Origin of the sequence: Streptomyces sp. NPDC058620, from assembly GCF_042717135.1 — a bacterium.
Taxonomy (GTDB): Bacteria; Actinomycetota; Actinomycetes; order Streptomycetales; family Streptomycetaceae; genus Streptomyces.
The window spans coordinates 211,858-231,931 of the sequence record NZ_JBHXQO010000006.1 but is presented as its reverse complement, the minus strand read 5'-3'; the positions used below and the strand labels follow the sequence as shown (position 1 = coordinate 231,931).

Sequence of the window (20,074 nt, the reverse complement as noted above, 5' to 3'; positions counted from 1 at the left end):
TCCAGTACCGCAGCAACCTAATCGACGGCTGCCTAGCCGAGACCGGCCTGACCATCAGATCTGCGTAACGACACCACGAGTTAAACCTCAGTAGCAGCACCAGGCCGGGGTCTCACCGCAAGATCGAGACAAAGGTCGATCCCGTGGCTACCAAGAACCTTAGCCCTGCCCTGCCCGCGCACGCATCCTCACCGCCGTACCCGATGGCCAAGCCCGGCTACGGCAAGCGATCCACCCCCGACCAGGCCCCGCGCCAGGCCGAGGACTTCGCCCTGTTGCCGGAACGCGAGCGGTACATCGCCTCCTTCGTCGACCGGCTTCCCGAAGGCGCCGCGATGACGGTCAAGACCCTCGCCCAGCAACTCCCCCGCTACGGCCAGCAGGCCGTAGGCACCGCTCTCACCGCCCTGTCGGTGGCGGGCCACCTGCGCCGCGTACGACGTCCGGCCGGCGAGGGCGACCAGGTCCGCTGGGTCTTCCGCACCTTCTGGTCCCGCACGGCCCGCGACAACGAGTGGTGGGCCGCCTTCATCGCCACCGAGGACAGCAAGGGCGCGGTGGTGCGCGACTGCGCCCCGGCCCCACTCCCGCACGCACCTGCACCAGCCCCAGCACGCCTACCCGCCGATGTGGTCAAGCCCCCGGCCCTGCAGCCGACGGCCGCACCCGACGACTCCCCCTCGCCCGCCTACCTCGCCCTCGCTCAACTGGGTTGCTCGGATGCCCGCTTGGCACTCTCGGCCGACGACTGCACGGCACTGGAGGGCCTGGCCGCGGAGTGGCTGGCGCGAGGTGCGAGCGCGGAGTACCTGACCCACGCCCTGACCGCCGGGCTCCCGGCGGCGGTCGACGTGCCGCGTGGGTTCGTACGCCGTCGCCTCCGCGACAAGATGCCGCCCCGCCTGCCCACCGCCGCTCCGGCCGGGACTCCCGTACGCCACACGATGGTGGAGTGCACCACGTGCGGTGTCCCCGGCCGTCCGGAAGCCCTCCCGGACGGCCTCTGCCGCGCCTGCCGCCCCACGCTCGCGACGGCTGCGGAGCGCGTCACCGACAGCACTGTCGCGCGCGACGTCCACGCCCTCGTCGACCAGCTCCGCGTGCTCACGCGAACTCCGTGACGCACCCGCGTACCAGGTCAGCGACTCGTACGCCGCGTCAGCGTACGGGTACAGACGGTGGACGGTACGCCTCACGGAACGTGACGATGGATCAGTTGGGTTGGAGCGGTTGGGGACAGGCGCGAAGGGTGACCGGACATGGCGGACATCGGGGGCAGTGCGAGTGGAGTTACGAGTGGAGTTACGAGTGGAGTTACGAGCGGCGGGGAGCCGGAATCCTCGGACAGCCTCAAGGCGTTCGGAGAGGTCGTCAAAGCGTTCCGCAAACGGGCCGGCCTGACACAGGAGGGCTTCGCCCCGAGGGTCTGCTACTCGGTACCCACGGTCGCCTCCATCGAGCAGGGAAGGCGCTTCCCTCCCGGGGACTTCGTGGACCGCGCGGAAGTGGTGCTGGACGCGTTCGGCGCGATCCAGGGGGCGGCGCGGCATCTGTCCCGGCGGCCGGGGCTGGCCACGTGGTTCCGCCAATGGGCGAGGCTGGAGGCGGAGGCGGTGAGCCTCTACACGTACGAATGCCGGTTGGTGCCAGGGCTGTTGCAGACGGAGGCGTATGCACGGACGTTGTTCGTGAACCAGCTACCGCCGTTGGGCGACGACCAGGTCGAGGTGCAGATGGCTGCACGGATGGACCGGCAGCGACTCCTGCGGGAGCGGCCGAACACCTCGTACAGTTTCATCATCGAGGAACATGTGCTTCGGCGGCTGATGGGCGGCCAGGAAGTCACACGGAAACTCATCCGCCATGTACTCGAACTCGCCGAGCTGCGGAACATCGAGGTGCAGGTAATGCCGATCGAAAGCACCGGTCACGCAGGACTGGACGGGCCCATGCAACTGTGCGAAACACGGGACAACCAGTGGCTCGGCTACCTCGAAGGGCAGGAGAGCGGGCAACTCATTTCGCACTCCAAAGTGGTCAGCATGCTCCAGATGCGGTATGCCAGGATGCGGTCACAGGCTCTCTCCTTGGAGGACACCCTGAGCCTGTTGCGGCAGATGCGAGGAGCACTATGAGCACCACAGAACTTGCCTGGTTCAAGAGCAGCTACAGCGGCGGCTCGGGCGACTCCTGCGTAGAGGTAGCCCTCTCCTGGCACAAGTCCAGCTACAGCGGCGGCGATGGCGACTCCTGCGTAGAAGTCGCCTCCTGCCCCGACACCGTCCACGTCCGTGACTCCAAGGTGACCGAGGGCCCGCAGCTCGCGCTCCTGCCCGGTTCCTGGACGAGTTTCGTCTCGTACGCCGCTGGAGCCTGAGCCCGCACATCAGTGCGTCCCCTCTTGATAGCGTCGCCCCCACGGCTGCGGGACTTCTCCCCACCCCCAGCCGTGGGGTGGATACGGGGACGCTCGCGGCAGGGACGAAGAGGGCCGACGCATGAGCCTTGCACAGCTGCACTACACCTCCGCCGCTCCGGGGAGCGAGGCTTCAAGGGGACGGTTCACGGCGGTCGGTCCCGGGATCTCGGCGGCGATGCTCGACGAGATCGAGCCATTGATCGGATACGAGTTTCCGGCCGACGTTCCCTTCCTGCCCACGGACGCCGAACTGTGGTCGCTGCCGCAGGCGTTCAGCTTCAGTGTGCTGTCCGACGGCAGTCGGCTGCTCTGCCGCACGGTGCCCGTGCGCGGGGCGGGCTCCGCGCCCGTACGGTTCCACGCCCATGCGGTGCACCTGCCCGTGGACACACGGCTGACGGGCGGCCGGTTGCCGGTGGATGCCTGGAGGTCGCCGCAGTGGGTCTCCGTGACGCCCGGCGGTGCGACACCCGATCCGCTCAGCAGCCTGCCGCCGGGGCACGGGGCCGTGCGTGAGGGGCTGGGCGACTTCGCCGTCTCCCGCAGCCCGTGGCTCGCCTCCGTCTTCGCCGATCTGCGCCGGGTGAGCGAGGAGAGCCCTCCGGTGTCGCCGGTCGTGCTCGTCGAGCGGCAGAGCGCGGACGTGGCGCGCTGGATCGCGCTGGCCGGCGCCGCGCTGCCCCGGGAGAGTGCGGAGCGGCTGACGTTCACGACGTACACCCGGAAGCCGGGCCTCGCGCCGCACCGGGTCGTGGGCGTACTGCCGGATGACGCACGTGAGTTGGGCGGAGGGTTCCGGGTGCATACGTGCACCGGCTCCCGGCCGCAGGGGGCTTCGACGGATGCCTGGGCGGAGACCGCCGCGCGGATCTGGCGGAGTCGGGCGCCGGAGCTGTTCCGGGAGGCGGATGAGCTGCCAGGGGAGCCCTTCGCCGCCGGTCCGCTGGCTGTGACGGCCCTGTGCGCGGGGATCGCGCTCGGCGCCCATGAGCGGGCGGCTGCGGCCGACTGGGCTGCCGAGCGGCCGTACGCACTGGACGCCAAGCAGACGCGGCAGTTGGTCGAGGCGCTGACGTCGCCCGGTATAGACGACCGGACCGGCCCCGAATTCGACGCGGTGGGGCGGCTGTTCGGTGCGCTCGACGGGCGCTCACCCGTCACGACGACCGCACCGCTCGCCGCGATGCTGGTCACGGAGGCGGTGCGCGGGGGGAACGGTTCCCTCGAACTGCCCGGCCGTTCCGCGTTCGCGGGTCCGGACGGCGAGGCGATCGGGACCGTGCTCGGTCCGGAGATCCTGGCGGAGCTGAGCGCGCCGGCGACCAGTGGTGATGTGGCGCGGACGGTGCAGTTGCTGCGGGTGGCGCGGCTACTGGACGTGGACTGTGCGGAGTTCCTTCCCACGGTCGTACGGCGGTTGGCGCCCGCGCTGCTCGCCGACGACGATCCGGAGTTCGGGCCCGCGCTGCTGGAGTTGCTGGACGAGCAGTTCGATGTGCGGACGGCACTGCTCGGTGCGCTGGACCGGATCGCGCCGGACGACCCGGGGGCGGTGGAAGGGCTGTTGGGCCGGGTGACGCTGCCGTTCACGGGGACGCAGACGCTGCCGCATCTGCGGATGTGCGCCGAGGCCGCCGGGGCGCGGACGACGCTGGGCGGTGACCGTGCGGCCGTGTGGCACCGGGTGCTGCGGGCGGCCGGTCTCTCACCGTTCGCCGAACCGATGGTGCTGCGGACCGCTGCGGGTCTGGTGTGGGGGGACCTGGCACCGACGACCGGGGAGGCGCGACTGCTGCTCGACGCGGCCACGTCGGACGCGCACCGGACGGCGGGGACGTGGGCGCGGCTCGTCGATGCGGCGCTCGCCGCGTCCGCCGACGACGAGGAGGCCGCCGGGCTCACGCACGACCTGCTGCGCGGCTTCCCGCAGGAGATCGAGGGGCGGGTCCGGGGCGCGCTGCTGCTGCTCGACTTCGCCCGCGAGGTGGGTTCCGGGGTGGCCGGGGAGGGCTGGGTGGAGCGGGCCAGGACGCTGTGCGCCCAGGCCGAGCCGGTCGAACCGGCGGTCCGGGAGCGGGCGTTCAGCGCCCTGGCCGTACGGCTGCTCGCCCCTGACCGGCCGGAGGCCGAGCTGTACGCCTTCGTGCACAGCGAGGACGCCGAGCTGGTGGCGGCGTACGACCTGGCGGCCCGTACGGACGGCGTCGCCCAGCGGCTACGGACCGACGCCGCCTACGCGGCCGACTGCTTCGGGGTCTGGACCGCGTACCCGCACGCGGGCACGGCGTGGAACACCACGGCCGACGCCCTGCTCAGGGACGTGCTGCGCCCCGCCGTACGTACTCTCCCGCCCGCCCGGCTCAAGGAGGTCGAGCAGGCCGTGGAGAGCGCGGGCAGCAGCGGCCGTGCGGACGCGTTTCGCGCGTGGAACCGGCCGAGCACCCTCGGACGGCTCGGCCGGCGGATCTCGGGGCGGGTGCGGCGGGGCTGAGCCGCCCTTTCTTGATCACGGGCGTCCACTTGGTACAACCCTTGGCCGGATCCGGCTGTCTCTACGTGTGCAGATCAACTGCTCTCGAACGCGCGGGGCCCGCCGGGTGAACGTGCCCGGAACTTTCCGCGCACTCTTCCGCTAAGGAGCCCACGTGGCACCCCGTGCACTCGGCACACGTCTGGTCCTCGCCATCGCCGTGGCATCCGCCGTCGTCAGTCTGCCGACCGCCGCCCAGGCCGCCGCGCCGTCCGGCCCGGTATGGGCGGCGACCGCCTCCGTCGGTCTCCAGGACGACTTCAACGGCGACGGGTACGGCGATCTGGCGTTCTCGGCGCCCGGTGCGACCGTCAACGGTTTCGCGGGCGCCGGATTCGCCGGAGTGGTCTACGGGTCCAGCACTGGCCTGAAGGCCACCACCAAGCAGGTCATCACCCAGGACTCGACCGGCATACCCGGCGTCGCGGAGGCCGGTGACAGCTTCAGCAGCACGCTCGTCTCCGCCGACCTCGACAAGGACGGCTACACCGACCTGGTGGTCGGCTCAGCCGGCGAGCAGGACGGCACCGCCGTGCGCGCAGGTGCGCTGTCCGTCGTATGGGGCGGTGCGGCCGGCCTCTCGGGCGGCGCCACGCTCCTGGTGGGCGCCGCGTCCAGCGAGGTCGGCGGCGAGCTGACCGCGGGCGACTTCGACGGGGACGGGTCCAAGGACCTCGCCACGTTCCGCTACAACGACCTCCAGGTCCTGACCGGCCCGTTCACCCGCGCCGGAGCCGCGGCTGCCGTCACCCTGAACCCCGACACCGCCGACAGCCGGTGGCTGGACCTCGCGGCGGGCGACATCGACGGCGACGGGCGCGACGACGTCGTGGGCCTCTCCCACAACGGCAACGAGGACGACATGCGGCGCGTCGACGTCGCCGCCGGCGGCGCTGCCGGCCCGGGGCCGTTCAGCCAGGTGACCGGCACCAACGGATTCGGGCTGGAAGCCGGGGAGAACCTGGCCGTCGGCAACGTGAACGGCGACGCGTACGCCGACTTCGTCGTGGGCCGGCTCGAAGGCTACGACAGCGATGCCGAGAACCCCCTCTCCCTCGGCGGTCAGATCACCTACGTACCGGGCGGCGCCACGGGCGCCCAGGGTGCCAAGGCGAAGGTCATCAACCAGGACTCGGCGGGCGTGCCCGGCGCCGCCGAGCGCGGCGACCTGTTCGGTTCGTCCCTAGCCATCGCCGACACGAACGGCGACGGCTACGGAGAGGTGGCGGTCGGCGTTCCGGGTGAGGCGCTCGGCACCACCGCGCGGGCGGGCGGGATCGTGATCCTGCCCGGTACCGCGGCCGGTCCGACGGGCACGGGCTCCACGGGCTTCAACCAGGACACGGCGGACGTCACCGGGACCGCGGAGCAGGGCGACCTGTTCGGCGGGGCCGCCGCCTTCGTGGACGGCAACAAGGACGGCCGCGCCGAACTCGCCGTAGGTGCGCCGGGCGAGAACGCTGGTGAGGGCTCCCTGTGGGTCTTCCCGTCCATGAAGGCCGGGACCGGCTCCTTCACGTTCGGTCACGGCACGCTGGGCACCGTGGCGGCGAAGGCCGCCCTGGGAACGTCCTTCGACCGCTGACCCCCATGGGCGCCGCCCACGGCTTCCTGCCGGGGGCGGCAGCTGTTGTGGACCGGACTCAGTACGCGAACGTGGACTTGCCCGTCGTCGCCGCGGCGACGTGGGCGACTCCGCTGCCCGCCGGAAGGACCGTCACCGGCTTGCGGGTTGCCGTGACCGTGCCGTCGCCGAGCTGGGCGTTGGCGTTCGCGCCGAACGAGATCACGGAGCCGTCGTCCAGGGCGGCGACCGTGTAGTCGAAGCCGCTCACGACCTCCGTGGCGCCCTGGAGCGGGGCGATCGGGACCGGCGTGGTGCGGATGGTGGTCGTGTCGTCGCCGAGCTGGCCGACGTCGTTCTTGCCCCAGGCGCTGACGCTCGCGTCGTCCAGGATCGCGAAGTTGGTGTACGCGTTGGCGGAGATCTTCGCGACGCCGTCCAGGTGGTGCACGTCCACCGGGACGTTGCTGTCGGCCATGGAGTCGTTGCCGAGCTCGCCTTCGGTGTTCTTGCCCCAGGACCTGACCGTGCCGTCGGCGGTGAGGGCCAGCACATGCGCGCAGCCGACCGAGATGGACACGATGTCCTCCAGATCCTTGACCCTCTGCGGGGTGTTGCGGGCGACGTTGGTGTTGTCGCCGTTGCCGATACGGCCGTTGGCGCCGTCGCCCCAGGCCCAGACCGTGCCGTCCTGGCGCAGGGCCACGCTGAAGTCGCAGCCCGCGCCGACGTCCTTGACCTTGTTGAGGCTCTGCACGTCGACCGGGGTCTTCTGCACTCCCGCCGGATCGGCCGCGGTGACGCCGTTGCCGAGCTGGCCCTTGGCGTTGCTGCCCCAGGACAGGACGCGCCCGCCGCGCACGGCGAGGACGTGGTTGCTGCCCGCCGAGACCTCGCTGACGCCGGAGAGTCCGGCGACGGCACCGGGGAAGGGCTGGGCGACAAGGGTCCCGTTGCCGAGCTGGCCGGTGAGGTTGGCACCCCAGGACTTGACGGTGCCGTCCTTGAGGAGGGCGATGGCGAAGGAGTTCTTGTCGGCGTCACCGCCGCCGGACATCTCCCGTACGGAGTCGCGGGCGATGCCCTGAACGTCGGCCGGGGTCTGCTGGTTGACGTAGGTGCTGTTCCCGAGCTGGCCGAGGTTGTTGATGCCCCAGGCGCGGACCCACGGGTCGCTGGGCGCGGCGTGCGCGGGCAGGCAGGGCGCGGCGAGCGCCGCGAGGGTGAGGGTGGTGGTGAGCGTGGTGCGCATAGTGTTCATGGCGCCCTTTCAGTAGGCGTAGCTGGGCTTCACGTTGGTGTCCGCGTCAACGTCGGTGACGCCGCTTCCGGCAGGCAGCACCGTGCCGGGTGCGGTACGCGGCGTGGTGGTTCCGTCGCCGAGCGGCCCGGCGACGCGGCGTCGCGAGAGCGGGAGTGCCGGCCAACGCGGCGCCGGTGACGGCTCGGAGGCCGTACGTCTCAGTAGGCGTAGGTCGTGTTGCCGCCCAGCGACGCGGCCACGTCCTTGATCGCGGAGCCCTCGTTGAGGATCTTCACGGACTCGTAGCGCGGGACGGTGGTGCCGTTTCCGAGCTGACCCTCGCCGTTGTGGCCCCAGGTGTAGACGTCGTCGGCGGTGACGGCGACGCCGTGCCGGGCTCCCGCCGCCAGGTGCTGGACGCCCTTCAGGCGCGGAATCCGCACGGGAGCCGTGCGGTTGGTGCGCGAGACGTTGGAGTCGAACGCCTCGTCCGACTCCAGGAGCTGGCCGTACTGGTTGTTGCCCCAGCCCCAGACCTCGCTGTCACTGGTGATCACGTAGTTGTGGTGGGCGCCCGCCTCGATGTCCGAGACGTACTCCAGCCAGTCGACGTCGACGGGGGTGACGGCTGACTTGGTGGAGGAGTTGCCGAGCTGGCCGTAGAGGTTGTAGCCCCAGGACTTGACCGTGGAGTCGGCGTTCAGCGCCAGGGCGTGGTGGCAGCCCGCGTCGATCTCGGTGATGTCGGACAGACCCTCGACCTGGCGGGGTACGGAGCTGACGGCACGGCTGCCGTTGCCGAGCTGGCCGTAGACCCCCCGGCCCCAGGCGTAGACCTTGCCGTTCTCCAGCAGCGCGAGGCTGAAGTCGCAGCCGGCCGAGATCTGCTTGACACGGGGCATGCCCTGGACGCGGTCCGGGACGGTGCGGCTGTCGCCCGTGCGGTTGTTGCCGAGCTGGCCGTATGCGTTGTCGCCCCAGGAGTAGACCTGGCCGCTGGTGTCCAGGGCGAGGCCGTGGGCGCCGCCCGCGGCGACGTCCTTGATGTTGGTCAGGCGCGGGACCGTGGTGGGGACGGTCTGGTTGATGGAGCCGCCGTTGCCGAGCTGGCCCATGGAGTTGTTGCCCCAGGACTTGACGGTCTTGTCGGTGCGGGCGAGCGCGAAGGAGTCGGAGGACGAGGTGCCGCCCGCCGAGAGCTGGTCGACGTCACCGCGGAAGAGGCTGGTCACGGACGCGGGGGTGAGGCTGTCGGTGCTGGTGCCGTTGCCGAGCTGGCCGGTGCGTCCGGCGCCCCAGGCGAGGACGGTGGGATTGCCCTCGTTGGCACTGGCCAGGGGGGTCATTGCCGGCAGGGCGGTGAGTGCCGTGGCCGTCACGGCGAGGGCGGACAGGGTGCGCAGGCGCGGGATACGACGCGTGGAACGGGACATGGGCGTCCTTCGGTGTTGGGGTACGTGGGACGAGGCGGGACGGCGGGTCCGGGGCATGGGACGGGTCGTGGGCGGGGAAGGCCCACGACGATGCCCGGCGGACCGGGTCACGGCCGCCGCGCTCTCCTCAAGACTCTCCCCACAAGATCGTTTACGCGCGCCGAAGCGGAGCCACCACCCGAGCGACGGGCCGCTGTACGGGGTACTGGGCGGGGACCGACGGCTCACGGCGGGGGTGTCACGGGCCAGTCGGGAGTAAGGCCGCAGGCGTCTGGAGCCTTGTCGCGAAGGGGACTTGGGCGCCACTACGCCGATGCGGTGAGCTTCCCTCCCGGGCCGTGCCTTCCGTGTGTCCCCGGCCTGGCCGCCCGCAATTTATGTACTTTTTCCCTGCGCTTGATGATCTTCACGTGGCCCTCCCCCGGCCCCGCCGCGCCCCCTTTCCCCCTGCCGGCCGATGGCCCGTCCCCACGGGCCGCGCGTCACCCACGGCCCTCCCACAGGCCGTCCATCCCCCCCACCCACGATCGCCTGGAGTCCCCCATGCGCATCCGTCCGCTGCCCTCCCGCCCCGTCCTGCTGGCCGCCGCCATGTGTGCCGTCACCCTGTTCCCGCTCGCGGGGGTCGCCTCGGCGTACGGCGGAAGCCACTCCGTACAGGCTTCAACTGCGGGCCCCGCCGAGGAATGCAAGCCCGACGACCAGGCGTGCAAGGACCGCGAGACCAACGCCGACGAGGCCAAGGACATCGAGAAGGAGCAGAAGAAGACCCAGGAGGCTGCGACCCAGGCGGGCAAGGACATCGACGCCGCCGAGGAGAAGCTGAAGGAGTGCCAACCCGGAGTCGGCTCCTGCATGGAGAAGCTGGCCGGCACCGGTACGGGCGAGAAGCAGGGGGTCTCGGACATGACCGACACCATCGGCTCGTTCACGCCCGACCCCTCGGACAACGCCGCGTCGGCAGTCGGATCCACCTGTGCCGACTTCCCCGGCTCCCTGCCGCCCGGTGCCGCAGACGACGGTGCGGCGCCCTTCCCCGTCTCGCAGCTCTGCTCCCTGCTCGGCTCCTGAACCGTCCCTCGTTCCTGGGCCCTCGTTACCGGGTCCTCGTTCCACGGTCGGCCCTCGCTCCCACTCCCCCATTCCCCCAGCTATCCCACAGCCGGAAGGAACTCCGTCATGCCCAAGCGCGCCCTGCACCGCTCCACGCTGCTCCTCCCCCTGATCACACTCGGCCTCGTCGCCCCGCTGGCCCCCGCGATGGCCGAGGAGGGCGCCGACAGCGTGCCCACCGCCCGCGCCCTCACCGCCGACAACCGGCCGGCGAAGATCAGTGAGGTGCTGGAGTACTGCGAGAAGAACAAGTCCAAGCGGAACGCCTGCACCTTCACGATCGACCCGGCCAAGGACCGCGAGTTCACCACCGCCGTCAAGTCCCTGGGCAACGCTGTCGTCAACTGCACCGTGGACCCCATCGATGTGACGCGTACGGTGACATTGCGCACCAGCAGTACCGACAACATCGGCGGCGAGATCTCCGGCAGCATCACCGCCACGGGCACGGTCTCCGCCACCGGCGAGGTCTCCACCTCCCTCGCCAACGACATCACCAGCAACCACAAGACGCCGAACCTCAAAGAGGGGCCCACCTCCGAGAACGGCTCCAAGACCAGCGTCAGCGGTGCGGCGAAGGCGTCCGGCACCATGACCGCGTCGCTCGCGTTCCAGGCCGCCTTCAAGGCCACGTACTCCAAGTCCTGGACAGTCGACAACACCGAGGCAACCGCATACAAGAGCACCGTCAAGCCGTACGACATGCTGGTGTTCGGCGCCAGTGCGGCGATGCGCCGGGTGGTCGGCAGCCTGGTCACCGACCAGGGCAACAAGATCAACAACATCGCGGTGGACAGCCCCTCGATGGTCAACAGCAGCACCTTCGTGGCGCAGACGTACCCGGTGCCCGACAGCCTCTGCGGGCGCAAGCGGCCCGCCGGAAACACGGCGGGAGACGTTGACACCGACCGCTCGGCGCGCGCCCAGTTGCACGAGGTGCCCGCCCAGGGCCTCGTACCGCCCGGCGTCCTGCCCACACGCCAGGAAGCCCTGCTGCCCGCCCAGCGCTGACCCCCGCCACCAGGAGCTCTCATGTCACTCCCCTTCCGCACCCTGGCCGCGCTCGGTGTCGCCGGGCTCGCCCTGCCCGCCGCGCTCGGCGCCACCCTGGCCGGTGCCACCCCGGCCGGTGCCGCCGCGCCGTCCCAGTCCGTCCCGGTCCTCAACGGCGACTTCGCCGATCCCGCCATGACGGGCGACGGCCCCACCACCGTCGGCATCGACTTCTGGACCGGCTCCAACCAGCGCTACTCACCCTCCGCTTCGGGCCGCACCGACAACGCCCACGGCGTCGCGCTCCAGAAGGACAACAACTCCCTGCACCAGCGGCTGCGCGGCGTGCGCACGGGAGCCAAGGTCACGGTCAGTTACGAGGACAGCCCGGCCGTGTCCAAGGAGTGCACGCCCGAACAGGTCGCCGACGGCCAGCCGTACACCGTGGAGGGCTCCGGAGGTACGGCCCAGGCCGTCACCACGGCCGGCGACCCCGACCGCACCAAGGGCAGGGCGGGCAGTGGCCGTTGGACCGCCCGGAGCTACACGTTCACCGCCACCGAGAACGAACCCCTGCTCACCTTCACCTCGAAGGTCAGCAACTCCCGTACCCACGTGACCTGTTCGCCGATGATCGCCAAGGTGCGCGTGACGGAGGTACCGACCGACCTCGACAAACGAGTGTCCAGGATGAACCTGGAGCGCTCGGAGGCGTACAAGGGCAACGAGCGCCAGCAGACCCTGCACAACGCCGCGGCCGCCTGCAACGGCGAGAACGCCTGCGTGTTCCGTCCCGACACCCGGATGTCGTTCCGCTACTACGGCCAGGCGCGGGTGATCGGCGAGGCGTTCGTCAACTGCACCCGCAACCCGCTGGAGCACACCCGGGTCCTCAGCTACGCCGAGCGCACCCACGACAGCATCGCGCAGACCTACGTGGACGCGGGGATCGCGCTCACCGAAGAGTCCAGGCTGCCCAGCACCGGGGACCGCGAGGAGGACAGGAAGAGGATCAAGGAACGCCCGATGGCCACCCAGTTCGCCCTGGCGTACGAGAAGGGCTGGCAGCGGCCCTGGCAGTGGTTCTCCAGCGACCGGCGCGAGATCGAGGAGAACATCCAGCCCGGTGAGGTGAGCTGGGTCGAGCTCCAGCCGAGCCGGGAACGGGTCGAGGGCTGGTTCCACAGCAACAAGCAGGACTACCGGCTGCACGCCGTCATCGACGGCCCGTCGCGCGCGGTCCCCGACCGCATCCTCCAGCGCACCGGGCCGATGTCCGAGTCGGAGAAGCAGCGGTGCGCCGCCGCACGGCCGATGACCAGCACCCCGGTGGGCGCCGACGCCCCCGCCGGCTCCGCCGACAAGGGGCTGCTGGAGATCCCCGCGCCGACCGCCCCGGGCGTGCGCACGGTCCACGGCACCTCGGCGGACTAGGGCGTCTCCCGCCGCCGTCGTGCGCCGGTGCCCCGGATAGATACGGGGTACCGGCGCACGCGCGCACCCCCTGGTCAGGGCTGTTCCGGCCGCCCACCGGAAATCTGGGGCCTCCGGGCCAGGTACCGTGGGGAGAAGCTATCTCGTGGGCCTCCTGGCGGGCTGCGTGAAACCCAGGAGGAACACATGACGACCAACCGCGGACGCAAGGACGTGATCCGGGACCGGATGGCCGCCACCGGCGAGTCGTACAACGTCGCCGCCCGGAACCTCAAGGCCATGAAGGACATGGGCGCCACCCGGGAGGCCCTCCTCGTCCAGCACTGGCGCCCCGCCGACTCCCTCGACGTCCCCTGCCCGTGCGGCGGGACCTGCGAGCCGGGCGAGAAGTGCGACCGCTGCCACGCCAGGCACCGGCACGTGAAGCGGTACCCGGGCAGCGTCACGGACGTGGAGACCTGGGCCGACCGCTACGAGTGCACCGGATGCCCGTCCTCGTACACCCTCACCGTGCAGCTGACCGGCCGCCCCTGGGGCGTCGCCGAAACGGTCATCCAGGGCGGCTCGGCCGAGCCGGTCGTCCGGGCCCGTGTCTTCCCGGGCGTCGTCCACCCGCTGCTGCGCCCCGAGGCCCCCGAAGAAGACTGACTTCGGGGCCCCGGGTCCGGGGCCGGCGTCCCACTCAGCTCTCGTCGGGCGCCAGCGTCAGCGAGATCGAGTTGATGCAGTACCGCTGATCGGTGGGGGTCGGGTAGCCCTCACCCTCGAAGACGTGCCCCAGGTGCGAGCCGCAGCGGGCGCAGCGCACCTCGGTGCGGACCATGCCGTGGCTGCTGTCCCGGATCAGCTCGACCGCGTCCGTGTCCTTGGGGTCGTAGAAGGACGGCCAGCCGCAGTGCGAGTCGAACTTGGTGTCGGACCGGAACAGCTCGGCGCCGCACGCCCGGCAGGAGTAGACGCCCTCGGTCCTGGTGTCGGTGTACTCGCCCCGGAAGGCGGGCTCGGTGCCGGCCTGGCGCAGCACGGCGTACTCGGCGGGGGACAGCTCCGCCCGCCATTGCTCGTCCGGCTTCTCGATGTCGTACGCCACAGTGGCTCCCTCAGCTCGACAGGTGGTCCAGGATCTGCGGGCCGAGGTCGGTGACGTCGCCCGCTCCCATGGTGAGAACGAGGTCACCGGGCTTCGCCATTCCCGCGATGACCTCGGGGACCGTGGCCTTGTCGTGGACCGCGACGACCTCGGCTCCGGCGGCCTTCGCCGCGTCGACGATCAGGGTGCTGGTGACGCCGGGGATCGGGTCCTCGCGGGCCGGGTAGATGTCGAGGACCACGGAGGCGTCGGCGAGCGCGAGGGCCTGGCCCATCTCGGTGCCGAGCTCCTGCGTGCGGGAGAACAGGTGGGGCTGGAAGACGACGAGCAGGCGGGCGTCGGACGCGGCACCGCGCATGGCTTCGAGGTCGGCGCTCATCTCGGTGGGGTGGTGCGCGTACGAGTCGATGACCTGGACGCCCGCCGCCTCGCCCTTGAGCTGGAGGCGGCGCTTGACCCCGGTGTACTTGCCGAGGGCCGAGGCGAGGTTGTGGGCGGGGATGCCGAGCGCCACACCGGCGGCGAGGGCGGCCACCGCGTTGTGGGCGTAGTGGCTGCCGGGCACGGAGACGGTGAAGGTGAGGTACTTCCCGTTCAGGACGACCGTGACCTCGCTGGTCAGACCGCGCGGGGTGACCTTGTGGACGCGTACGTCGGCGGTCGGCGCGGAGCCGTAGGTGACGACGTTCAGGCTGGAGATGTCGCGGACCCGCTGGACCAGCTCGACGGCGCCGGGCTGGTCGGCGGAGACGACCAGGGTGCCGCCGGGGACGACCTTGCCGACGAAGGTCTCGAAGGAGTCGTAGATCTCGTCCATCGAGGCGTAGTTCGCGTGGTGGTCCAGCTCGACGTTGAGGACGATCGCGACCTCGGGGTCGTACTTCTGGAAGCTGCGGTCGCTCTCGTCGGCCTCGGCGACGAAGATCTCGCCCTCGCCGTGCGTGGCGTTGGTGCCGGGACCCTCCAGGTCGCCGCCGATGGCGTACGAGGGGTCGAGGCCCAGTTCGGACAGGGCGACGGCGAGCATCGACGTGGTGGTCGTCTTGCCGTGCGTGCCGGCGACGGCGATCGCGCGCAGGCCCGCCATGAGGGAGGCGAGGGCGTCGGAGCGGTGGACGACCGGGACCGACAGCTCGGCGGCGCGGACCAGCTCCGGGTTGTCGGAGCGGATGGCGCTGGAGACGACCACACAGGTGGCGTCGTCGGCCAGATGACCGGCGGCGTGGCCGATGTGGACGGTCACCCCCAGCGCCCGCAGCGCCTCGGCGGTCGCGGACTCCTTGGAGTCGCTGCCCGCCACCTTCGCGCCCCGCTGGGCGAGGATCTTCGCGATGCCCGACATTCCGGCGCCGCCGATGCCGATGAAGTGCGGCCGTTCAAGGGCGGCAGGAATTCCGGGTGCCATGCGCGTGTCTCCCAGGGTCGAGGCTAGTAACGGTCCCCCAGCCTATTCGCTGTGCGCGAAGAGCTTGAGCACCGGTACGCCGACCTTGTGACGGGCCCGGGAGGCCCAGTCGCGGTGGAAGAACTCCTCCACGTAGTGCGGTGCGGTCAGGACGATGACCTCGTCCGCGCTCGCCTCGTCGACCACGGTCTTCAGCTTGTCGAGGGGGTGGTCCTCGACCACCTGTCCGACCGCGTCGGAGCCGGCCCTGCGCAGCTCCTGGAGCGAGAACTCCAGAGCCAGTTCGGCGGGCTCACGGGCCTCTCTGCCCTCCGGTTCCTCCCCCTCGCGGGTCGCTTCCTTCAGCTCCCCGAGCGCCACGTCGTCGATCGCGCGCAGGAGTACGTCGGCCTGGTCGCCCCGCGGCTGCATCAGTACGACGAACGAGATCCGCTCCTCGCCGTGGAGGGTGGTGACGAATTCCACGTCCTCCGGGGTGAGGGGCTTCTCGATCATCAAAACGCTTGTGAACACGACAGGCGCCCTTCCGCTTCGTCTCATCGACCGTGACGGTCGCTGCTGAAACCATCCTTCCCCGTGCGGGCACGGGGTCTGCAGAAGTAAGTGTGCCCACCGGGAGCTAACCGGAACGGGAAATTCCGCTACTTGTCAGAACTCGTGTCAGCACGTACCTCGCGCCCGTACGTGACCGATCGGGTGTCCACGCGTGCCGGACGGCCTCAGCGGGACCGGTCACGGCTGTACCGGGTGAAGAGGAACCCGTCCTCCTCCAGCATCGACGTCAAGGCGAATCGTTCCGGCACGCCCACCGAGAGGCCCACCGCGATCCGCTGCGCGTCTCCGGCCGACAGCATCGGGGACACGGTCAGACAGAGCTCGTCCAGCACGTCGGCCGCCACGAACTGGCCGAGCAGCCGCGGGCCGCCCTCCGTCAGCTGCCGGGTCAGGCCGCGGGCGGCCAGCTCGCGGACCGCGCGCTCGGGAGCGACCACGGAGCTCTCACCGGCGATCACGACCTGGGCGCCCGCGCGCTCGGCCTCCTGGACACGGTCCGAGGGGGCGCCCGCACCGGTCAGGACCAGGGTCGGTACGAGGGGCGAGGTGAACAGCGGAAGCGCGAAGTCCAGGTCCAGGCTCGCGCTCACCACGGCGATCGCGGGGGCGAGGCCCTGGCCGGCCGCCGCACGCCGCGCGGCGAAGGCTTCCCGGGCCCTGGCCGGCCGGTAGCCCTCCAGGCGCACGGTCTCCGCGCCGACCACCACCACGTCGGCCAGCCCGCGCAGCGTGCCGAAGATCCGCATGTCGGTCGCACAGGAGATGCCCTGGGAGCGGCCGTCGTGCTGGGCGGCGCCGTCCAGCGTGGACACCATGTTGGCGCGCAGCCACGGACCGTCCGCCTCCGGATAGGCATAGGCGTAGGCGAGCCGGTCCAGGCTCCACTCGCCGTCGTCGTCGGTTGTCAGGTCCGTCACAGGGAGCAGGCGTCGCATGTGAAGCAGTCTGGCACGGCCCGTAAGGTGGCGAGTTGTGTCGTCATCCACCGCCGTTCCGGGGCAGAGCCCCATAGCCGAAGCGGCCCCGCTGTCCCTGTGCGCCCGTGAGCCGCGCGTTCCCGCCGACCGTCTGGTCGCCGAGATGGTGCCGCCACCGCGCTTCGATTCGGTGCGCTTCGAGACGTACGTCCCCGACCCGAACCAGCCGAGCCAGACCGAAGCGGTCAGGGTGCTGAGCGGTTTCGCGGGCGGTCTGGGCGGTGCGCACGCCTCGGGGTCCGCCAGACGGAAGTGGTTCGGCCGGAAGGCGCCGGTCGCTCCGGCCGGGCCGCGCGGGGTGTATCTCGACGGCGGTTACGGGGTCGGCAAGACCCACCTGCTCGCCTCCCTCTGGCACGCCACGCCCGCGGCCCCCTCGCTGAAGGCGTTCGGCACGTTCGTCGAGCTGACCAATCTGGTCGGCGCGCTGGGCTTCCAGCAGACCGTGCAGACGCTCAGCGGGCACCGGCTGCTCTGCATCGACGAGTTCGAACTCGACGACCCGGGCGACACGGTGCTGGTCTCCTCGCTGCTCAGCAGGCTCGTCGAGGCGGGGGTCGCGCTGGCCGCCACCTCCAACACCCTGCCCGGCAAGCTCGGCGAGGGCCGCTTCGCCGCCGCGGACTTCCTCCGCGAGATCCAGGGGCTCTCCTCGCACTTCCGGCCGCTGCGCATCGACGGCGAGGACTACCGCCACCGCGGACTGCCCGAGGCTCCGCCGCCCTACTCCGACGAGCAGGTCACCAAGGCCGCGTACGCCACGCCCGGTGCCGCACTCGACGACTTCCCCGGTCTGCTCGACCACCTGGCCCGGGTCCACCCGAGCCGGTACGGGGCGATGACGGACGGCGTCAGCGCGGTCTGCCTGACGGATGTGCAGCCGGTGCCGGACCAGTCGACGGCCCTGCGGCTCGTGGTGCTCGCGGACCGGCTCTACGACCGGGAGGTCCCGGTGCTCGCGTCGGGGCTCCCCTTCGACAAGCTGTTCAGCGAAGAGATGCTGAACGGCGGGTACCGGAAGAAGTACTTCCGAGCCATCTCCCGGCTGACAGCGCTTGCGCGTGACGCAAAGGGGCTGGTGGCGCAGTAGGTTCGGGTGCGTACCACCGTACGGGGCACCTTCGGGAGCCTCGTACGTCCCGCATAACCGCGCACACCGTTTGAAGGGAATCCAGCATGGCTACCACGCGTCAGGCGCACACGGTCTGGGAAGGCAACCTGATCGAGGGCGAGGGCGTCGTCACCTTCGACTCCTCCGGCATCGGTGAGTACGCGGTCTCCTGGCCGTCGCGCGCGGAGAAGGCGAACGGCAAGACGAGCCCGGAGGAGCTCATCGCCGCGGCGCACTCCAGCTGCTTCTCGATGGCGCTCTCGGGTGGTCTGGCCAAGGCCGGCAACCCGCCGACCCGGCTGAACACCCAGGCCGAGGTGACCTTCCAGCCCGGTACCGGCATCACCGGCATCCACCTCACCGTCCAGGGCGAGGTGCCCGGTCTCGACGAGGCGGGCTTCGTGAAGGCCGCCGAGGACGCCAAGGCGAACTGCCCGGTCAGCCAGGCTCTGACGGGCACGACGATCACCCTTTCCGCTTCCCTGGCCTGATCGCACGGGCTCCTGGGACCACTGCCGTCCCGGGAGCCACCACGAGGCTCAGTGACCCGCATGGTTCCCGTGCGGCAACACGCGTGGTACACACATGCGGGTCACTTCACCTGTCCGCCAACAGGGAGTTGCCTCATGTCTTCAGCATCACGACGCCCCGCGACCCGCCGTCAGGTCCTGGCCGGCAGCGGCGCAGCCGCCGTCTCGGTCGCCTTCACCGGAGCGTTCTCCGAACTCTTCGCGGGCACGTCAGCCGCCGTGGGCCACAGCGGTTACGGTCCTCTCGTCCCCGATCCGGACGGTCTGCTCGATCTGCCGAAAGGATTCCGCTACCGGGTGCTCTCCCGGCAGGGCGACGAGCTCCGTTCGGGTGAGGGCCTCGTTCCGGGCAACCACGACGGAATGGCCGCGTTCCGGGGCCACCGCGGCCGTGTCCACCTCGTACGCAATCACGAGAACCGGGCCTCCGCCGCGCTCCCGGTCCCCACGGTCGACGGCCTCACGTACGACCCGGCGGCGAAGGGTGGCTGTACGGCCCTGGAGCTCGACAGCCGCAACACGGTCCTCGGCGAACGCGTCGCCATCGCCGGTACGGCGGTGAACTGCGCCGGTGGCCCGACCCCCTGGAACACCTGGCTGACCTGCGAGGAGACCGAGGACAAGGCCGGCACGAACGGCTACGCCAAGGACCACGGCTTCGTCTTCGAGGTGGACGGCTCCGATCCGCGGCGCACCGGAGCCGTACCGCTCACCGCGATGGGCCGCTTCCAGCACGAGGCCGTCGCCATCGATCCGCGCTGCGGGATCGTGTACGAGACGGAGGACGCGTTCCAGCGGCCGTTCGGCCTCTTCTACCGCTTCCTGCCGGAGAAGCCGCTCGGCGGGCGCGGTTCGCTGCGGGCCGGTGGCGCGCTGGAGGCCATGCGGGTGCCGGGCGTGCCCGACCTCTCCGCAGTCCAGGAGACCGGGGCGAGCTTCAGCGGGGTCGAGTGGGTGCCCGTACCCGATCCGCTGGCGGCCGAGACGCCGATCAGGCTCCAGGACTTCGGACCGAAGGGCATCACGCACGCCCAGAAGCTGGAGGGCTGCTACTGGGGCGGCTCGTCCGTCTACTTCGTCTCCAGCTTCGCGCGCCGCTCGGAGGGCTCGTCCGGCGACCACTACGGGCAGGTGTGGCGGTACGAGCCGCAGCGGCGCCGCCTCACGCTGGTGGTCGTCTTCGGCCCGGACACGGACATCCAGCTGCCCGGCGAGTCCCCCGACAACATCTGCCTGTCGGCCGACGGCGGGCTGATGGTGTGCGAGGACGGCAACGGCGCCCAGTACGTGCTCGGGGTAACGCGGCAGGGCGAGGTGTACACGATGGCGCGCGGCCGGCAGAACACGGGGACGCCGCAGGAGCCGGAGTGGGGCGAGTTCGCCGGGGCGACCTTCTCGCCGGACGGCCTGACGATGTATCTGAACTGCTATACGCCGGGAACGACATTCGCGGTGACGGGACCGTGGCGCTGACCGGCTGAACCCTCCGGCCGGGGGCGGGCCGTGCCCTCCGCCCCCGGCCGGAGGCATGTCATGGACGGTTCACCGGAGGCTCGGACCGCGCGGGCGGGGGCTGCCGAGGCTTCGACGACCGAGTGAATCCGGGGGCCGCCTCGCGGCGCGGGAGTGCCGCTGGGGGCTCGCCACCGGGTGATCGGTTACGTTCCGAAAGTGACC

Annotated in this window: 18 protein-coding genes; 12 read left to right on the top strand and 6 right to left on the bottom strand. The window is 71.0% G+C overall.

Going from position 1 to position 20,074, the window contains the following annotated elements:
• The first annotated feature begins 143 nt into the window (after nt 1-143).
• The 5 genes from ACFWSK_RS09815 (at nt 144) to ACFWSK_RS09795 (ending at nt 6,534) form a co-directional block, all read left to right on the top strand.
• A complete protein-coding gene (locus tag ACFWSK_RS09815) occupies nt 144-1,121 on the top strand; it encodes a MarR family transcriptional regulator (protein ID WP_383783341.1) in 978 nt (325 codons plus the stop codon).
• A gap of 138 nt (nt 1,122-1,259) precedes the next feature.
• Nucleotides 1,260-2,135, top strand: a complete 876-nt coding sequence (locus tag ACFWSK_RS09810) for a Scr1 family TA system antitoxin-like transcriptional regulator (protein WP_383783340.1) — start codon at nt 1,260-1,262, stop codon at nt 2,133-2,135.
• On the top strand, nt 2,132-2,377 hold the full coding sequence (locus tag ACFWSK_RS09805; protein WP_383783339.1) for a DUF397 domain-containing protein: 246 nt from the start codon (nt 2,132-2,134) through the stop codon (nt 2,375-2,377). Before ACFWSK_RS09810 ends, ACFWSK_RS09805 begins: the two co-directional genes overlap by 4 nt.
• Before the next feature lie 121 nt (nt 2,378-2,498).
• Entirely contained in the window at nt 2,499-4,910 is a 2,412-nt protein-coding gene (locus ACFWSK_RS09800; protein WP_383783338.1) for a GTPase-associated protein 1-related protein, read from the top strand.
• A gap of 154 nt (nt 4,911-5,064) precedes the next feature.
• Complete coding sequence (locus tag ACFWSK_RS09795; protein WP_383783337.1) at nt 5,065-6,534, top strand: integrin alpha; 1,470 nt, start codon at nt 5,065-5,067, stop codon at nt 6,532-6,534.
• A 58-nt stretch (nt 6,535-6,592) separates the two neighbouring features.
• Here ACFWSK_RS09795 and ACFWSK_RS09790 read toward each other — a convergent pair whose 3' ends face one another.
• Together ACFWSK_RS09790 and ACFWSK_RS09785 are read right to left on the bottom strand one after the other, a co-directional pair.
• Nucleotides 6,593-7,765 (bottom strand): RCC1 domain-containing protein, encoded by a 1,173-nt coding sequence (locus ACFWSK_RS09790; RefSeq protein ID WP_383783336.1) that lies wholly within the window; start codon nt 7,763-7,765, stop codon nt 6,593-6,595.
• A 209-nt stretch (nt 7,766-7,974) separates the two neighbouring features.
• Nucleotides 7,975-9,189: an RCC1-like domain-containing protein gene (locus ACFWSK_RS09785; RefSeq protein WP_383783335.1), complete on the bottom strand. Its 1,215-nt coding sequence runs from the start codon at nt 9,187-9,189 to the stop codon at nt 7,975-7,977.
• A 543-nt stretch (nt 9,190-9,732) separates the two neighbouring features.
• Here ACFWSK_RS09785 and ACFWSK_RS09780 point away from each other — a divergent pair.
• The 4 genes from ACFWSK_RS09780 to ACFWSK_RS09765 all read left to right on the top strand — a co-directional run bounded on the left by ACFWSK_RS09780 (nt 9,733) and on the right by ACFWSK_RS09765 (nt 13,377).
• Nucleotides 9,733-10,260: a hypothetical protein gene (locus tag ACFWSK_RS09780; RefSeq protein WP_383783334.1), complete on the top strand. Its 528-nt coding sequence runs from the start codon at nt 9,733-9,735 to the stop codon at nt 10,258-10,260.
• Nucleotides 10,261-10,368: 108 nt separating this feature from the next.
• Entirely contained in the window at nt 10,369-11,313 is a 945-nt protein-coding gene (locus ACFWSK_RS09775) for a hypothetical protein (protein ID WP_383783333.1), read from the top strand.
• A 21-nt stretch (nt 11,314-11,334) separates the two neighbouring features.
• Nucleotides 11,335-12,729 carry a hypothetical protein gene (locus ACFWSK_RS09770; RefSeq protein ID WP_383783332.1) on the top strand — a complete coding sequence of 465 codons (1,395 nt, stop codon included), beginning with the start codon at nt 11,335-11,337 and terminating at the stop codon, nt 12,727-12,729.
• A 186-nt stretch (nt 12,730-12,915) separates the two neighbouring features.
• The gene (locus tag ACFWSK_RS09765; protein ID WP_383783331.1) at nt 12,916-13,377 is read left to right on the top strand and encodes a hypothetical protein; all 462 of its coding nucleotides are present in this window, start codon (nt 12,916-12,918) and stop codon (nt 13,375-13,377) included.
• A 34-nt stretch (nt 13,378-13,411) separates the two neighbouring features.
• Here the strand turns inward: ACFWSK_RS09765 and msrB are convergent, their stop codons facing one another.
• From msrB to ACFWSK_RS09745, 4 genes are all read right to left on the bottom strand, one after another.
• On the bottom strand, nt 13,412-13,819 hold the full coding sequence (msrB, locus tag ACFWSK_RS09760; RefSeq protein ID WP_383783330.1) for a peptide-methionine (R)-S-oxide reductase MsrB: 408 nt from the start codon (nt 13,817-13,819) through the stop codon (nt 13,412-13,414).
• A gap of 10 nt (nt 13,820-13,829) precedes the next feature.
• A complete protein-coding gene (murC, locus tag ACFWSK_RS09755; RefSeq protein ID WP_383783329.1) occupies nt 13,830-15,224 on the bottom strand; it encodes a UDP-N-acetylmuramate--L-alanine ligase in 1,395 nt (464 codons plus the stop codon).
• Nucleotides 15,225-15,266: 42 nt separating this feature from the next.
• Nucleotides 15,267-15,719 carry an indole-3-glycerol phosphate synthase gene (locus tag ACFWSK_RS09750; RefSeq protein ID WP_383783328.1) on the bottom strand — a complete coding sequence of 151 codons (453 nt, stop codon included), beginning with the start codon at nt 15,717-15,719 and terminating at the stop codon, nt 15,267-15,269.
• Between the two features lie 224 nt (nt 15,720-15,943).
• Entirely contained in the window at nt 15,944-16,714 is a 771-nt protein-coding gene (locus ACFWSK_RS09745; protein WP_383783327.1) for a pyrimidine reductase family protein, read from the bottom strand.
• Nucleotides 16,715-16,751: 37 nt separating this feature from the next.
• Here ACFWSK_RS09745 and zapE point away from each other — a divergent pair, with 37 nt between their 5' ends.
• The 3 genes from zapE (at nt 16,752) to ACFWSK_RS09730 (ending at nt 19,870) form a co-directional block, all read left to right on the top strand.
• Nucleotides 16,752-17,846 carry a cell division protein ZapE gene (zapE, locus tag ACFWSK_RS09740; protein WP_383783326.1) on the top strand — a complete coding sequence of 365 codons (1,095 nt, stop codon included), beginning with the start codon at nt 16,752-16,754 and terminating at the stop codon, nt 17,844-17,846.
• An 86-nt stretch (nt 17,847-17,932) separates the two neighbouring features.
• Nucleotides 17,933-18,358 (top strand): OsmC family protein, encoded by a 426-nt coding sequence (locus tag ACFWSK_RS09735; protein WP_383783325.1) that lies wholly within the window; start codon nt 17,933-17,935, stop codon nt 18,356-18,358.
• A 135-nt stretch (nt 18,359-18,493) separates the two neighbouring features.
• The gene (locus tag ACFWSK_RS09730) at nt 18,494-19,870 is read left to right on the top strand and encodes an alkaline phosphatase PhoX (protein WP_383783324.1); all 1,377 of its coding nucleotides are present in this window, start codon (nt 18,494-18,496) and stop codon (nt 19,868-19,870) included.
• Nucleotides 19,871-20,074: the final 204 nt, after the last annotated feature.

Bases quoted from the DNA above. Each gene is read 5' to 3' on its own strand.
- ACFWSK_RS09810 (WP_383783340.1), top strand. From the start codon at position 1,260: ATGGCGGACATCGGGGGCAGTGCGAGTGGAGTTACGAGTGGAGTTACG.
- ACFWSK_RS09805 (WP_383783339.1), top strand. From the start codon at position 2,132: ATGAGCACCACAGAACTTGCCTGGTTCAAGAGCAGCTACAGCGGCGGC.
- ACFWSK_RS09800 (WP_383783338.1), top strand. From the start codon at position 2,499: ATGAGCCTTGCACAGCTGCACTACACCTCCGCCGCTCCGGGGAGCGAG.
- ACFWSK_RS09790 (WP_383783336.1), bottom strand. From the start codon at position 7,765: ATGCGCACCACGCTCACCACCACCCTCACCCTCGCGGCGCTCGCCGCG.
- ACFWSK_RS09785 (WP_383783335.1), bottom strand. From the start codon at position 9,189: ATGTCCCGTTCCACGCGTCGTATCCCGCGCCTGCGCACCCTGTCCGCC.
- ACFWSK_RS09780 (WP_383783334.1), top strand. From the start codon at position 9,733: ATGCGCATCCGTCCGCTGCCCTCCCGCCCCGTCCTGCTGGCCGCCGCC.
- ACFWSK_RS09775 (WP_383783333.1), top strand. From the start codon at position 10,369: ATGCCCAAGCGCGCCCTGCACCGCTCCACGCTGCTCCTCCCCCTGATC.
- ACFWSK_RS09770 (WP_383783332.1), top strand. From the start codon at position 11,335: ATGTCACTCCCCTTCCGCACCCTGGCCGCGCTCGGTGTCGCCGGGCTC.
- ACFWSK_RS09765 (WP_383783331.1), top strand. From the start codon at position 12,916: ATGACGACCAACCGCGGACGCAAGGACGTGATCCGGGACCGGATGGCC.
- murC (WP_383783329.1), bottom strand. From the start codon at position 15,224: ATGGCACCCGGAATTCCTGCCGCCCTTGAACGGCCGCACTTCATCGGC.
- ACFWSK_RS09750 (WP_383783328.1), bottom strand. From the start codon at position 15,719: ATGATCGAGAAGCCCCTCACCCCGGAGGACGTGGAATTCGTCACCACC.
- ACFWSK_RS09745 (WP_383783327.1), bottom strand. From the start codon at position 16,714: ATGCGACGCCTGCTCCCTGTGACGGACCTGACAACCGACGACGACGGC.
- ACFWSK_RS09735 (WP_383783325.1), top strand. From the start codon at position 17,933: ATGGCTACCACGCGTCAGGCGCACACGGTCTGGGAAGGCAACCTGATC.
- ACFWSK_RS09730 (WP_383783324.1), top strand. From the start codon at position 18,494: ATGTCTTCAGCATCACGACGCCCCGCGACCCGCCGTCAGGTCCTGGCC.